Genomic DNA, 13745 nt, shown 5'->3' with positions numbered 1-13745 from the left:
CTAGCCTTCTTCAGTCGATCTGGCAGACGTGCGCAACGACTTCTCCTTGTGGCGCAACATCATGCGTGAGTTCTCCGAGGAGTTTCTCGGAAACCCCGAACATGACGGCTCTGCCTCCCGACCCATCAACTATGCCCAGGACGAGCCGTTCCGGTCGTTCGAGCAGGCGCGGGCCGAGGGCGGGCTTCGGCTTTGGCATTACGGCCTCGTGATGGAACCCTTGGAACTCGGCGCCATCCAGTTGACCGTGGCCGTGATCGACGACGAGGTGTTCGACCGGCTGTTCGCCACTCTGGTGGAGACCAACGACGAGGGCCGGGTGATCGGCCGGGGTGGTCGGACCGACATGCCGTTCACTGACGAGGCGATCGACCGTCTCGATCCACGGCTTTCGGCCAGCGCGTTGACCCTTCTCCACCTGGCCTGGCGCGATCGAGAACTACTGCTGCGCGGTTGAGCCTGGCTACGCATTCGCAGACCAGGGATTGTCCACATTGGAGCCTGTTGCGTCGCGGAGAGCAGCGGCGATCTGCTCCCACTTGAAGTCCGCCAAGCCGTCCGCCGCACGGATGGTAATTGCGTCTGGATCGAGTACGTTGACTCCCGCACTCCGGAGGCGCAGGAGGCTGGGCTCGTAGGCCGGATGCTGGCGCAGCACCGACTTGACGCACGGAGCCGCGACGATCGGCACTCCCGTACCGAGCATTTCATTGAGCACGCCGAGCGCGAGCGTGTCGCTGAAGCCCGCCGCCCACTTGTTGAGGGAGTTGAATGTCACCGGGGCAGCCACAACAGCTTCCGCTCGGGGGAGAGACTCCTGCTGCTGCGGTGGCCGTGAGTGAACCCGCGTCAAGCATCCGGTCTGACCAGACACGGCATCGAGATCGATCCACGATGCCGCTGTCGGTGTCGCGATCAGGCAGGTAGCCCAGCCCTCGGCCTGCAGCGCGGTGATGAACTCCTCGATCCGCAGCACCGGTGGAGCGGCCGAGGCCACCAGATACAGCCACCGTCGCCCATGACTCACGCCGCGACCCCCACGCGTACCGCCAGGCCACGCAAACCCGGCACCGCCCGCCGCCGCTCACGGGCCAGCAGGTCCTGGATGAGCGCACGGGCGTTGGGGTTGGCCCGCACCAGTTCCGGCGCGACCCGTTCGGTGTCCAGCAGGTGAATCACCGCCTGCGGGTCCTCGCCGAGCTGGGCGTGCGCCCAGGCGCTATCGAGGTGGAACTGGGCCTGGCGACCGTTCAGGCCAACCGGCAATGCGGTGACATCGAGTCGCTCCGCGGTCGCCAGTGCGCTGTTGGGGTCGTTCAGGGCGACCGCCACCGACACGCGATGGATCAGCACGTTCGTCGGGCCGAACGCGGTCCACCCGATGTTGCCGTCCGTGCCGAGCAACCGCGCCAGGCCCTCTGCATGATCGAGCCGGTCACCCGCCTCGGCCGCGTCGTTGCGACGGGCGGCGATGATCGCGCTGATCAGGGTCAGCGCGCCCCGCCAGGTCAGGCTCTGCGGGTCGCTACCTCGCATGGACATGGCCGCGGAGACCGCCACCTGCTCGGCGTCCTCGCCCCGGCCCGCGCGCAAGAGAGCACAGGCCCGCTGATACGCCGCCGCGGCTCGGCCGGCGATGTCTTCAGCCGCTTCGGCCGCGACCCGTGCCTGCTCGGCCGCCTGCCAGCCTGCCTCGGCGTCGCCAGCCTTGGTCGCGAGCTTGGCTGCCGCGACGGCCGCGCTGCACTGCAGGCCGAGTGCCTTCCGACGCTCGCTCGCGAATCCCTCGGCGATCAGCGCGTCGACCGCCGTGGTCACCGCTGGCAATCGCCTCGCAACGTCGCCATATCGAGCGGCCTGGTACGCCTGATGAAGGTCGGTCACCAGCGCCGATGCGCTCGTGACGGTGACCCGGCTGCCCGGCAGCTTCTGGCGAACGTCCTGCGGGGAATGGTCACTGCTGGTACCCGTCACCTGATCGGCCATGACCGCACTGGTGAGAAGGGCGGCGTCTACCATGACCTCTCGTCGCGTCACGAGCGAGCTGCTGGCCACGGTCCGCGGCGCAGACAGCAGCCCATCGAGTTCCTCGAGGGACAGCTTGAGCACTTTCGCAAGATCGGGGCGACGCCACGGCTGCGGTGTCAGCGTTCCGCGTTCCCACCGGCCGATGGTTGAGAGTTCGACTCCGAGCTGGTGGGCGAGTGTCTCCTGGGTGAAACCGAGGACCTCGCGACGCGCCGCGAGGGCGTCCCGCCGTATCGCCATGACCACGCTCCCAGAATCGCCGGCCCATCCAACGCTACCGAGCACCCAACTGGCCTGATCAGCGGGCCATCACTGCGATGACCAACCAGCGAACGCTCGCAACAGAACCCGTGTAGCCCCAATGGGGGAACTCGCGCCTCAACACCCGTGCATTGGTGCAGGCCAGGACCATCGACGCCTCATGCACGCCTCATCGCCGCCCCGTGGGCGCGCTGGACGCCGACGTCCACCCCCAGTTGACTGATGAAGCCTGTGCCGAGGAGCGCCCCTCGCCTTCTCGGCACAGCGCTGCTCGCCTGGTTGTCGCTGCGTGGCATCGAGTAACTGCGTGAGTACGCTCCGGGACCGCTAAGGCTGAAACCGCTGCTAGAAGGAACGTCTCTTGTGACTGATGTGGTCGCGCGCTCTGTCGTCGACGAGCTGCGTACTCGGCTCACGGAGGAGCCTGTCGTCGCTCGCGGAGACGACGGCCGAGCAGGTGCGCGGGTGGCACCGCTTGTGCCGTGGCGGCGTTGGCGCGCGCATCAAGGTCTGTCCGAAGCAGACCGTGGACTCGTTCCTGCCCAACGGCTGGATGATCGACGAGCAGCGTGTCCGCATCATGATTTCCGAAAAGGGCCTGCTTGGGCACGCAATTTGAATCAATCCATCTGAAAGAGAACTGGTGAACACACTCCGACATGACGATGCCAACGCCGCAGAGTTCCGCGATGGCCTGGTGGAGACGCTTCTCGAGAAGAAAATGATCACCTCGCCGTTGGTGGAGCGAGCCTTCCGCACTGTGCCACGGCATCTGTTCGTCGCCGAGGGCACACCGCTGGACGTCACGTACAGCGTCGACAACTCGGTGGCGATCAAGCGCGGGCCGGACGGCGTGATCATTTCGTCCACCAGTGCGGCGTACATCCAGGCCCGGATGATTGAGCAGGCCGAGCTCGCCGAGGGCATGAGCGTGCTGGAGATCGGGTCGGGTGGGTACAACGCAGCCCTGCTGGCCGAGGTCGTCGGTCCGGAGGGGCGGGTGGTCAGCGTCGACATCGACCCAGAGGTGACCGACCGCGCCCGCGAGCTGCTGGACGCAACCGGATACGGCAACCGGGTCACCGTGGTGCAGGCCGACGCGGAAAACCCGTTGCCGGGGCTGGACGAGCCGTTCGACGCGATCCTGGTGACGGTCGGAGCCTGGGACCTCGCACCGGCCTGGCTGGAGCACCTGTCCGCGAACGGCAGGATCGTCGTTCCGTTGCGGATGAACGGGATTACCCGCGCAATCGCCTTCCGTCGCCAGGGCGACCACCTGGTGAGCACCTCGGCCGAGGTCGCCGGGTTCGTCCCGATGCAAGGCGCCGGCGCCTATGACGAGCGCGTCTTCCTCCTACCCGACCGCAACGGTCACCACGTCAAGCTTCGCTTCGAGGGTGAGGTGCCGCAGGACATGAGCCTGCTGGACGGGGTGCTGGCGACCGAACGCACCGAGGTCTGGTCCGGCGTCACGATCAAGCACGGCGTGTCCTTCGCCGACCTACACCTGTGGTTCGCCGCGTTCCTGCCCGGCTTCTGCAAGCTGGCCGTGGACGAGGGCACCGACATGGCCGCCGAACGCAAGGGCTGGTTCCCCTTCGGAGTCGTGCGCGGCGGCTCGTTCGCCTACCTGGCCGTCCGTCCCGTTCCCGAAGGCGGCGGAGTCGAGTTCGGCGCGCGTGCCTACGGCGTGCATGGCGAAGACGCCGCCGCCGCAATGGTCGAGCAGATCCAGGCATGGGACCGCCAGGGTCGTGACCGGGAGCCCGTCTTCGCCTATTGGCCCGAAGGCTCCCGTCGTCCCGAGTTCGGCAACAGCACGGCCGTGCTGGTCAAGACGCACGGCCTGGCCACGATCTCCTGGTCACCGACGGCCGACGCCGCCGATGACCAGGGTGCCCTGCACAACCCCGAGAGGTGAGGAGCGAACCGAATGACGGCAGCACTGGCCACGCCGCGCACGGAGTCCCCGGAAGGCGCAGTCGAGGACGCGGAGTTCGAGCTGGATATGCGCGTGGTGGAGTCCACCACGAGGCTCGTGACCATGTCGTGCGACACGAGCGACGGGTGCGGCAGCACCTGTAGCACCAGCGCGTGCAGCACAGGCTCGAACAACCCGTTCTGATCCACCCCACGCCGTCGGCGCCCGAGCGTTGCCTGGGGCGCCGACGGCAGTCGGCTGCTACTGACCGTGACCGGTGAGGAGAGCGAATCGCCATGACCGTGTCCCCGCGCTACCAGCACGCCGGCCTCGTCCTGGCCCGCGTCACCACCGATCCCGGCGATCTCGACCCGCCGCCGTACCTGAATCCTGCCGATCCGGCCGCGGTCGAGCAGGAAGGCCGCGCGTGGCTGGCGAAAGTGTGGGCACGCCCGGAGGTACGGGACGCAGTGGCCCTCGCCAGCCCTGTCCTCGGCGCACGCCTCGACCAGATCCAGAGCAACGGCACCACCGGGCCTACGGCGAAGGAGTTACGCCGGGCCGTCCTCTCTGTGGCCTCCTACATGCTGCGCTGGCAACGGCGAGCCACGCCGTTCGGCCTGTTCGCTGGCGTCGGTGCCGTCGGTGTGGGACGCGCGATGGCCGACGTGCGCAGCGGTCACCGGGTCGTGGCGCGGGTGGACGGCGAATGGCTCACCACGCTGATCGACCGGCTCGAACGGCGTCTCGACCTGCGGCCACGCCTGATGGTGTCGGTGGACGACGCGCGGATCGTGCGCGATGGGCGCGTCATCGTGCACACACGGGCCGAGGTCGGCGCCTCCACTCCAGGGCCACTGCGGGAGTCTTCGGTGCGGCTGTCCCGTCCTGTGCAGTTCGTGTTGAACGCAGCCGATTCGCCGATCCGTTTCGACGCGCTGGCCGACCGGATGGCCGCCGAGTTTCCCTCCGCGTCCCCCGACAAGATCCACGAACTGCTGCACGGTCTGGTCGACGCTGGTGTGCTGATCACGAACCTGCGGCCTCCGATGACCAACGTCGACGCGTTGACCCACCTGATCGATGCCTTGCGTGCGGCCGGCGCGGACAGTCTCGACGACATCGCCGCCGCCCTGCATGACCTCGACGCGATCAGCGCCGATCTGGCCCGGCACAACCACACGATCGACCCTGACCAGGCGAGGGACATCCGGGCGGCGGTCGCCACCCGGATGAGCGCCCTGGTTCCCGGAGTCGGCCCTGCGCTGGCCGCCGACGTGCGCGTCGACGCGACGATCGCCCTCCCCGAGCGGGTGCTCGACGAGGCCGCGCGTGCCGCCACCGTGCTGCTGGCGACCACGACGCAACCCTTCGGGTCGGCCGCGTGGCTTGACTACCACGCCCGGTTCCTCGCCCGCTACGGTCCCGGCGCGCTGGTGCCGGTGCGGGACCTGCTCGCCGACTCTGGCCTCGGATACCCCACTGGATACCTTGGTGCACCACGCGCCCGGCCCGCCTGGCGGGTGCTGACCGACCGCGACGCCGCCCTCTTGGCGTTGATTCAGCAGGCCACCCTGACGGGGTCGCGGGAGATCGAGCTGACCGACGCTGACGTGGAGGCCCTGACCGTCGGGGAGCACGCCGACGCCGTCGCGCCCCAGCGGATCGAACTAGACGAGTAATGCGTAAGTCGGGGTGATGCCCGGAGTGAGGTGAAGGGTGTCCAAGATCAGTTTGTGACGACCGACCTGAACACCCTTCTCACCGCACTCTACGTCAAGATCGACGACCATCTCGCGGGCAGGCGGCGGATGGGCAGACCGCCGAAGCTGACCGACGCTGAGCTGGTCACGCTGGCCGTCGCCCAGGCGTTGCTGGGGTTCACCTCCGAGGCCCGCTGGCTGCGGTTCCTGCCCGCCCGGATGCCCGGCGCGTTCCGCTACCTGCCCGGCCAGTCCGGCTACAACCGTCGCCTGCGCGCTGCGCTGCCACTGATCAAGCACGTGATGCGCTGGCTGGCGGCCGATACCGACCTGTGGACCGACACCACCTGGATCGTCGACTCCACCCCGGTGGAGTGCGGCCGGTCCCGACCGACGGTCAAGCGCTCAGAGCTGGCCGGCTGGGCCAAGTACGGCTTCTGCCGCTCACACTCCCGCTGGTTCTGGGGACTGCGGCTGCATCTGGTCTGCACCCCTGCCGGACTCCCGGTGGCCTGGGCGCTGGCGGACCCGAAGATCGACGAGCGGCAGGTACTCATGGCGATCTGCGACCACGAACCCCACCTGCTCACCGACCGCCCCGGCCTGCTGATCATCGCCGACAAGGGCTACGTCTCCCGCGAACTCGACCACTACCTCACCGAGCGCGGGGTCCGGCTGATCCGACCGTCCTACCGCAACCGCCGGCCCCATCCCGGCGAGCCGCTGCTCAAGTCCATCCGCCAGCTCATCGAGTCAGTCAACGACACCCTCAAAGGCCAACTCGACCTCGAACAGCACGGCGGACGCACCATCGAAGGCGTCGGAACCCGCGTCGCCCAACGCCTCCTGGCCCTCACCGCCGCCATCTGGCACAACCGCGCCACCGGCCAACCCATCACCCGATCACTGACCGCCTACGACCACTAACCGAGATACGCATTACTCGTCTAGGCGTCGAGGTGTACGCCGCGTCGACCGCAGCGATCGACCGCGGCGAGTTCGCCCTGCGGGTCACCGCCGCGCCGCACGCGCAGACCAGCATGGCCGGACGATTCGCCTACCTGCTTGACCGAGCCGACCGTGCTCGACTGGCCGCGACCTACGCCGCAGGACCAGCACAGCCTCCGACAGACCAGGCCGCGCCGGGCACGGTGGCGGTCCAGTTGTCCTTTCCGCCGCGCCGGCCCCACAACGAGAACGTGGTGCGGGTGCCGCCACTGCTCGGAGACGTCCTACCGCTGTCGGAACATCCCGATCCCGCGCACCCGGACCTCGCCGTCATCGGGGTGGACGACCTGGCGGTCACGGCCGACGCCGAGCAGATGTACCTGGTGCAGCTCTCCACCGGTCGACGGGTGATCCCGCGGATTCCGCACGCCCTGGACACCGCCGTGCAGAGCCCGCCGCTGGCCCGATTCCTCGCCGAGGTCGCCGACGCCCGCAGCGCGGTGTTCCGCGGCTTCGATCTCGGCGCCGCCCGCGTCCTGCCCTACGTGCCGCGCATCCGCTACCGCCGCACGGTGCTGTCTGCCGCCCGCTGGATTCTCTCCGGCACCGACGTCGAGGACCGGCCGGAGACCCACGACGGGCAGGAGCCGTTGCGGTCATGGCGGCAGCGGTGGCAGGTGCCGGCACGAGTTGTGCTCGTTCACGGGGAGCTGCGCCTGCCGTCGGATCTCGACCACGAACTCGACCGCGCCCTGCTCCATGCTCGTCTGGAGCGAGCCGGCCGAGTGGAACTACACGAGGACGGCCCGCCAGACAGGCAGGGCTGGATTGGGCGACCAGCGGAGCTGCTGATCCCGATGACCGCGATCACCCCGCCCGCACGGCCGCTGCCCGCCACCGCCGCACCCGGTGCCGCCCTCCAGCCTGGCGGCTCCGCCGTGGTCCACGCGCAAGTGGTGGGCAACCCCGCCCGGTTCGACGAGATCCTCACCGCGCACCTGCCTCGGTTCGTCGCCGAACTCCACGACCCGCGTGACCCGGATGCCCCGGTCCAGTCGTGGTGGGTGCGGCGGCACCGCGACATGATCCTGCCCGAGGCCGATCAACACCTTGCCGTGTTCCTGCGGCTGGCCAGCCCGCAGCATTACGGAGCCGTTGCCGCCCGCCTGGCCACATTCGCGGCTGACCTGGACTCTCGTGGGCTTCCTGGCCAGCTCACCCTGGCCCCAACGCCGCAGCATCCCGCTCGCTACGGCGACGGCCCCGCGCTCACGGCTGCCGAGCAGGTGTTCGCCACGGACACCACGGCCGCCGTCGCGCAGCTCGCGGCGGCACAGGCGTCCGAGGTTCCCGCGCAGGCCCTGGCCGCCGCGTCGATGGCGCACCTGGCCGCCTCCTTCGCTCCCGATCCGCCGGCCGGGTACCGGGCGTTGCTGGGATGCCTGCGCCAAGAGCACGGTCCGCTGGACCGGGCGCTGCGCGACCACGCACTCGCTGTGGCCGACCCCGCCCAGCAGTACCGCGCGGTCCATGCACTTCCGGGTGGCGAGGCGGTTGCCGCCGCTTGGAGTGCCCGCGACACCGCGCTGCGCGCCTACCACGATGCCCTTGTCCAACAGGGGCGAGAGCCCGGCGCGGTGCTGCGCACGCTGCTGCACGAGCACCACATCCGCGCCGTCGGCATCGATCCGACGTTCGAGAAGGAAACCGGACGACTCGCCCGCGCCGTCGCGCTGCGCTGCCTCGCCCCGGCCGGTGCCCGATGACCACCGGCGCAGACCCGAGCCCGGACACCGGCACAGTGACCTTGACCCTCGACGAGGTGGCCAGCCAGTCCCTAGCCCGAGGCGCGGTCGGGGCCGCGCTGCTGCACGTCGAACGCGCATGGACCGGCTCCGGCAGGTGGGACACCGCGCAAACCCACATCCGCCGGGTGGTGGCCGGGCCGGTCGACGCAGCCGACCACGCCGGCCTGTACTACGGGGCGCCCGCCGTGGCGTTCCTGTTGCACGCCGCCGCCGACCGCCACCCCCGCTACCGCGCGGCCAGCCAGACGATGGACGAGCACGTGCTGCGCCTGACCCGCAAGCGTTTGGATGCCGTCGGCACCCGAGTCGACCGCGGCCAGCCCGCCACCTTCGCCGAGTACGACCTGTTCTACGGGCTCACCGGCATCGGCGCGCTGCTGCTGCACCACAACCCCGACAGCGACGAGCTGGCCGGGATTCTGCGATACGTGGTCACCCTGGCCACCCGGCCGCGCCACGAGGACGGCACCGACCTGCCGGGTTGGTGGGTGGCGCACGACCCGGACCAGATCCTGCCGACCCCCGGCGGGCACGCGAACTTCGGCATGGCCCACGGCGCGGCCGGGCTGCTGTCCTTCCTCGCCCTGGCCACCCTGCGCGGGCGCGTGGTCGACGGCCAGCCCGAGGCGATCGCCGTGCTCACGGAGTGGTTCGACCGGTGGCGGCAGGACGGACCGGACGGACCGTGGTGGCCGCAATGGATCACCCGCGAGGAGCTACGCACAGGCCGCCCCGCCCACGCTCGTCCCGGCCGAGCCTCCTGGTGCTACGGGACGGTCGGCATCGCCCGCGCCCAGCAACTCGCCGCCCTGGCCACCCACGAACCGCGACGCCGCCACGCTGCCGAGGACGCCCTGGCCGCGAGCCTGGCCGACACCCAACTCGACCGGATCACCGAACCGGGCCTGTGCCACGGCATCGCCGGGGTGTTCCAAACCGCTTACCGCGCGTCCCGCGACGCCCTTGGCCCCGCCCTCGCCCACCGCGTTCCGGTACTGGCCGATCGGCTCGCCCAGCACGCGCAATCACGAGGCGACGAGGACGGGCATCCGCCTGCCGCGACCGGGCTGCTTACCGGACGCATCGGAGTGGACCTGGCGCTCGAGACCGCGCGGCACAGCACGCCGCCTCACACGGGATGGGATGAATGTCTGCTGATCACCTGACCACCACGCCCCGGACCAGCGCCTCCGCCGACATCGCCACCGCCGTGCTGGCGGTTCTCGCCGGCCGCGAGCCCAGTGCCGTCGCAGCCCACCACACCCTGGACCCGGCAGACCTCGATGACGCTGTGCACGCTTACCAGGCCGCTGGACTCACGGCGCTGGAACGACGGACCGAAGGCATCTGGTACGAGGTGCGTGTCCAGTTCGCCGATTGGGCGCACGCCGAGGCTGTCGGCGCCACGACGCTGGGACCGGCCCTGGACCGGCTCCACGCCGATCAGGTGGTGGCCGGATGGTGGTTCCTGCGCAAACACCCCTGCTGGCGGCTGCGGCTGCTGCACGCGGAAACTGCGGCCGTCGACCAGGTGCTCGACGAACTGGCCGGCGCTGGAGTCATCGAACGCTGGTGGCCGACGGTGTACGAGCCGGAGACCGCGGCCTTCGGCGGCCCGGCCGGCATGGCCACCGTCCATGACCTGTTCTGCGCCGACAGCGCGGGCGTGCTCGACTACCTGCGTCACGACGTTCCCGGCCTCGGCCGTCAGGTGCTGTCCGTCCTCTTGCTGAGCGGGCTCATGGGCGCCGCTGGACTTGACACGTTCGAGTGCGGCGACGTGTTCGACCGGGTCACCCGGCTGCGCCCCGCACCCACCGACGCCGAGACAGCCCGGATCGGCAAGTTGCTCGGCAAGGTGCGCCGGCTCCTGTCGATCACCGACCTGGCCGACAGCGAGCTGTTCACGCCCGGTGGGCCGGTCGCGCACGCCGCGCCGTGGCTCGCCGGGTTGTGCGCAGCAGGTGAACGGCTCGGTCACGACGCCGGGGGCGGGCGCCTGGACCGGGGTCTGCGGGCAATCCTCACCCACGTAGTGATCTTCCACTGGAACCGTTTCGGTCTCTCGGCCACCAGCCAGGGCGTCCTTGCCCGCGCGGCGGCTACCGCTCTGCTGCCTCGGAGTTGACCATGAACTCCACTCCGAACTCGCCAACGCTGGCCGCTGTGATCCGCCGCTTCCCGCTGCTGGGTCGTCCCCGGCCCGCCTGCCCGTCCTTGCCCGAGCGAGTCCAGGAGATCGCCGACATCGTCCACGCCGCCGGCCAGGACGGCGCCGACCGGTTGGCCGAAGGCACCCACGCCCTGAACAAGGCGGCGTTGATCGCCAGCGACTGTGGCCTGCCGGACCTGGCCCGCGACCTGTGCTGGCAGCACATCGACCTCTACCGCGCCGCCGACCGGCCGCTCACCGTGCTGCACGCCCGCCACATGCTCGAACCCGTCCTCAACCTCGCCCGGCTCCAGTTCCGCGCCCACGACGGCGACCAGGCGCTCCGACTGCTCACCGCGATGTTCCAGGCCGTCAGGTCCAACACCGACCTCGTCGTTGACGGACACACCTTGCCCCTGGCCGATGTCGCCGGTAGCCGTGACGAACACTACAAGCTGCACGAATGGGTGTGGCTGCACCTGATCGGCGACGGCATCCGAGCCTTGGCACTTGCCGGCCGGTGGGACGACGCGGTCGCCCACGCCCACGCCCACCGCGGGATTGGCCTGCACCTCATGGAGGGCCGACAAGCCACGATCGTGGCCCACTGCGTAAACGGAGACCTGCCTGCGGCTCAGGCGGCGCTAGCCGACAGCACACCGCAGCATCCGTGGGAACTTCAGCTCGCGCCTTGGCTTCGGCCCGGCCCCACAGGCCCTGGTGTGCTCGGCAGCCTTCGGATTCGGAGCCTGCCAGTGATCGAGCCAGGACACCGCAACGACGTCGACGGCGCGGTGAACGGATCCGTCCTGCAAGCCCACACCGTGACCGCACGCACGATCATCATGGGGCAATCAGCCCGGCCTCGGGTTGGGCCGACGCCGCGCCAATTCCCGCCACCGCATCCGATCTGGACAAACCGCAGTCGTGAGCTGGTGCTCCTTGATGAACTCGCCGCCCGGACCGCGCCGACCAGGGCGTTGCTGACCGGGATGGGCGGCATTGGGAAGACTGAACTGGCGGTCCGCTGGCTGGCCAGCCAGCGGGAACGGCACCCGGACGGCGAGCTGTACACGGATCTGAGCACCTTGCGAGATCAGCCGCCAGGCCGGCCACACCATGTGCTCGCCGGTTGGCTTCGTGCCCTCGGAGTCGCGCCCGACACGCTCCCGACTGATCCTCTCGAGCTGACTGCGCTCTACCGCAGCATCACCGCCGAGAAGGCACTCCTGGTCCTGGTCGACAATGCCATTTCGGTGGAGCAGGTTCGCCCGCTGATTCCAGCTTCGCCGGACAGCACGATCCTCGTGACCAGCCGCCGCCAGGCACGTGGGCTGCTTCTCGCTGGATTTCATCCGGTGGACCTGGACTACCTCACACCGGATGCCGGTGCCGCCCTGCTGGCGTCCCTGCTCGGTCGGCCGTCGGACGCCGAGACGAGCGCCTTACGCGCGTTGGCCACGCGCTGCCACGGACACCCCCTCGCTGTGGCAATCGCCGGTGCGTACCTGGCCGCAAACCCACATCGCTGCCCGACCGATCTGATCACCCACCTCAACACCGACCACGGCGCCACCCTGGCCTTGCACGTGGACGAGGCATCCGTGGGAGGAATCTTCGACATGAGCTATGACGACCTCGATGCCGATACCGCACGGCTGTACCGGCTGCTGGCCGTGCACCCCGGTGCCGAGTTCACCGCCGATCCGTTGGCGGCGGCTCTCGACCTGCCTGTCACCGACGTCGAGCGAGGGCTGGCCAGGTTGGTCGACGCCCATCTGGTCACCCCCATAGCCCCCGCCCGGTACCGCCAGCATGACCTGCCGCGCGAGCACGCCCAGTCACTGGCCCACCGGCATGACGGAGCGAGCGCACGCCGGGCCGCGCTACGCCGCATGATCGAGTGGTACCTGCGACGCACGGCCGCCGCCGACATCGCGATCAACCCGCGTTCGCGGCGGTTCAGCCCGGTGTATGAACATCTGGACACCGAGCCCTTCGCCGATGCCGAACACGCCCTGAGCTGGTTCGGCATCGAGCGGGCGAATGTCCTTGCCTCTCAGTACCTTGCTGACCAGGAAGGCTGGGACGGCCTGGTGTTCCAGCTCGCCGAAGTTGTCTGGAACCCGTTGCGGCCCAGTTACTTCGCCGATGATCTCGTCAACACACAGGAACTCGGTATCCTCGCCGCGCAGCGTTGCCAGCACGTTCTGGAAGCGGTTTTCCTCACCCGCCTTGGTTTTGGCGAGACCAACCGCGCCCACCACGACGCGGCGATCACGACCTGCGCGGCCGCGATCGAGCGGGCAATCACATTCGGCGACAGCTGGGTGCAGGCAGCGGCGTTGTCCACCCGCGCTCGAGCCTTCACCGCCGCCGGGAAACCCCGCGCTGCTCTGGAAGATCTCGGCAGCGCACTGTTGCTCGACGAACAGCGTGGCGACCGGCGCAGCATCGCGCTGCGCCATCGCAGGATCGGCCAGGCGTACGCCCACCCGGAGATCGCCGACTTCCCGCAGGCTGTCTGGCATCTCCGTGAGGCAGCCGAGCGGATGGAAGCGCTCGGCGACGAGGCGGCTCACGCACGGGTGATCACCTACCTCGCTGAAGTCCACGTCAACGCCCGACAACCGGACGCCGCGCTGTTCGCCCTGCGTCGCATCGAGAACGTCCTGGCGTCCTGTGGGTCGCCCCGCTACCGGGGGCACGCCTACACGGTCATGGGCCAGGCACACGCCCAGCTCGACAACATCGCGGACGCCGACCGCTGCTACGGCACCGCACTGGACTTGTTCACCGACGCCGGACCGGGGGCGACGGGCGACCGCGAGACGGTCCTCAAGCTCCGCCGGGAGTTGGCTGACGCGACCGGTGGCTGGGACACCGCGAACACGGAAAGACCGTCGGAATAGAGATCAGTCGGA

Annotated in this window: 12 protein-coding genes; 10 read left to right on the top strand and 2 right to left on the bottom strand. The window is 69.5% G+C overall.

Annotation, left to right across the window (positions count from 1 at the left end):
* Nucleotides 1-28: 28 nt before the first annotated feature.
* A complete protein-coding gene (locus BA062_RS07275) occupies nucleotides 29-457 on the top strand; it encodes a KH domain-containing protein (RefSeq protein ID WP_245959717.1) in 429 nt (142 codons plus the stop codon).
* A gap of 6 nt (nucleotides 458-463) precedes the next feature.
* Here BA062_RS07275 and BA062_RS07270 read toward each other — a convergent pair whose 3' ends face one another.
* Both BA062_RS07270 and BA062_RS07265 read right to left on the bottom strand, forming a co-directional pair.
* Nucleotides 464-997 carry a flavoprotein gene (locus BA062_RS07270; RefSeq protein ID WP_281271621.1) on the bottom strand — a complete coding sequence of 178 codons (534 nt, stop codon included), beginning with the start codon at nucleotides 995-997 and terminating at the stop codon, nucleotides 464-466.
* Between the two features lie 26 nt (nucleotides 998-1023).
* Nucleotides 1024-2268, bottom strand: coding sequence for a helix-turn-helix domain-containing protein (locus tag BA062_RS07265; protein WP_110335307.1), 1245 nt, complete (start codon nucleotides 2266-2268; stop codon nucleotides 1024-1026).
* A gap of 391 nt (nucleotides 2269-2659) precedes the next feature.
* Between BA062_RS07265 and BA062_RS07260 the strand changes: the two genes are divergently transcribed.
* The 9 genes from BA062_RS07260 (at nucleotide 2660) to BA062_RS07220 (ending at nucleotide 13733) form a co-directional block, all read left to right on the top strand.
* Nucleotides 2660-2908, top strand: coding sequence for a hypothetical protein (locus BA062_RS07260; RefSeq protein ID WP_110335306.1), 249 nt, complete (start codon nucleotides 2660-2662; stop codon nucleotides 2906-2908).
* Nucleotides 2909-2932: 24 nt separating this feature from the next.
* Nucleotides 2933-4210: a methyltransferase, FxLD system gene (gene fxlM / locus BA062_RS07255; protein ID WP_210406794.1), complete on the top strand. Its 1278-nt coding sequence runs from the start codon at nucleotides 2933-2935 to the stop codon at nucleotides 4208-4210.
* A gap of 12 nt (nucleotides 4211-4222) precedes the next feature.
* The gene (locus BA062_RS07250) at nucleotides 4223-4414 is read left to right on the top strand and encodes an FxLD family lanthipeptide (protein ID WP_110335304.1); all 192 of its coding nucleotides are present in this window, start codon (nucleotides 4223-4225) and stop codon (nucleotides 4412-4414) included.
* Between the two features lie 92 nt (nucleotides 4415-4506).
* Nucleotides 4507-5892 (top strand): lantibiotic dehydratase family protein, encoded by a 1386-nt coding sequence (locus tag BA062_RS07245; RefSeq protein ID WP_110335303.1) that lies wholly within the window; start codon nucleotides 4507-4509, stop codon nucleotides 5890-5892.
* Between the two features lie 54 nt (nucleotides 5893-5946).
* Nucleotides 5947-6840: an IS982 family transposase gene (locus tag BA062_RS07240; protein ID WP_017983093.1), complete on the top strand. Its 894-nt coding sequence runs from the start codon at nucleotides 5947-5949 to the stop codon at nucleotides 6838-6840.
* Nucleotides 6780-8627 carry a lantibiotic dehydratase gene (locus tag BA062_RS07235; RefSeq protein ID WP_110335312.1) on the top strand — a complete coding sequence of 616 codons (1848 nt, stop codon included), beginning with the start codon at nucleotides 6780-6782 and terminating at the stop codon, nucleotides 8625-8627. The genes BA062_RS07240 and BA062_RS07235 overlap by 61 nt, the downstream gene beginning before the upstream one ends.
* On the top strand, nucleotides 8624-9835 hold the full coding sequence (locus BA062_RS07230; RefSeq protein WP_210406792.1) for a lanthionine synthetase C family protein: 1212 nt from the start codon (nucleotides 8624-8626) through the stop codon (nucleotides 9833-9835). Before BA062_RS07235 ends, BA062_RS07230 begins: the two co-directional genes overlap by 4 nt.
* Nucleotides 9817-10797 (top strand): thiopeptide-type bacteriocin biosynthesis protein, encoded by a 981-nt coding sequence (locus BA062_RS07225; RefSeq protein ID WP_110335302.1) that lies wholly within the window; start codon nucleotides 9817-9819, stop codon nucleotides 10795-10797. Before BA062_RS07230 ends, BA062_RS07225 begins: the two co-directional genes overlap by 19 nt.
* Before the next feature lie 2 nt (nucleotides 10798-10799).
* Nucleotides 10800-13733: an NB-ARC domain-containing protein gene (locus BA062_RS07220; RefSeq protein ID WP_110335301.1), complete on the top strand. Its 2934-nt coding sequence runs from the start codon at nucleotides 10800-10802 to the stop codon at nucleotides 13731-13733.
* Nucleotides 13734-13745: the final 12 nt, after the last annotated feature.

This window comes from Prauserella flavalba (genome assembly GCF_003202235.1).
Taxonomy (GTDB): Bacteria; Actinomycetota; Actinomycetes; order Mycobacteriales; family Pseudonocardiaceae; genus Prauserella_A; species Prauserella_A flavalba.
The sequence above is the reverse complement of the archived record's forward strand: the minus strand, read 5'-3'. Positions and strand labels throughout refer to the sequence as shown.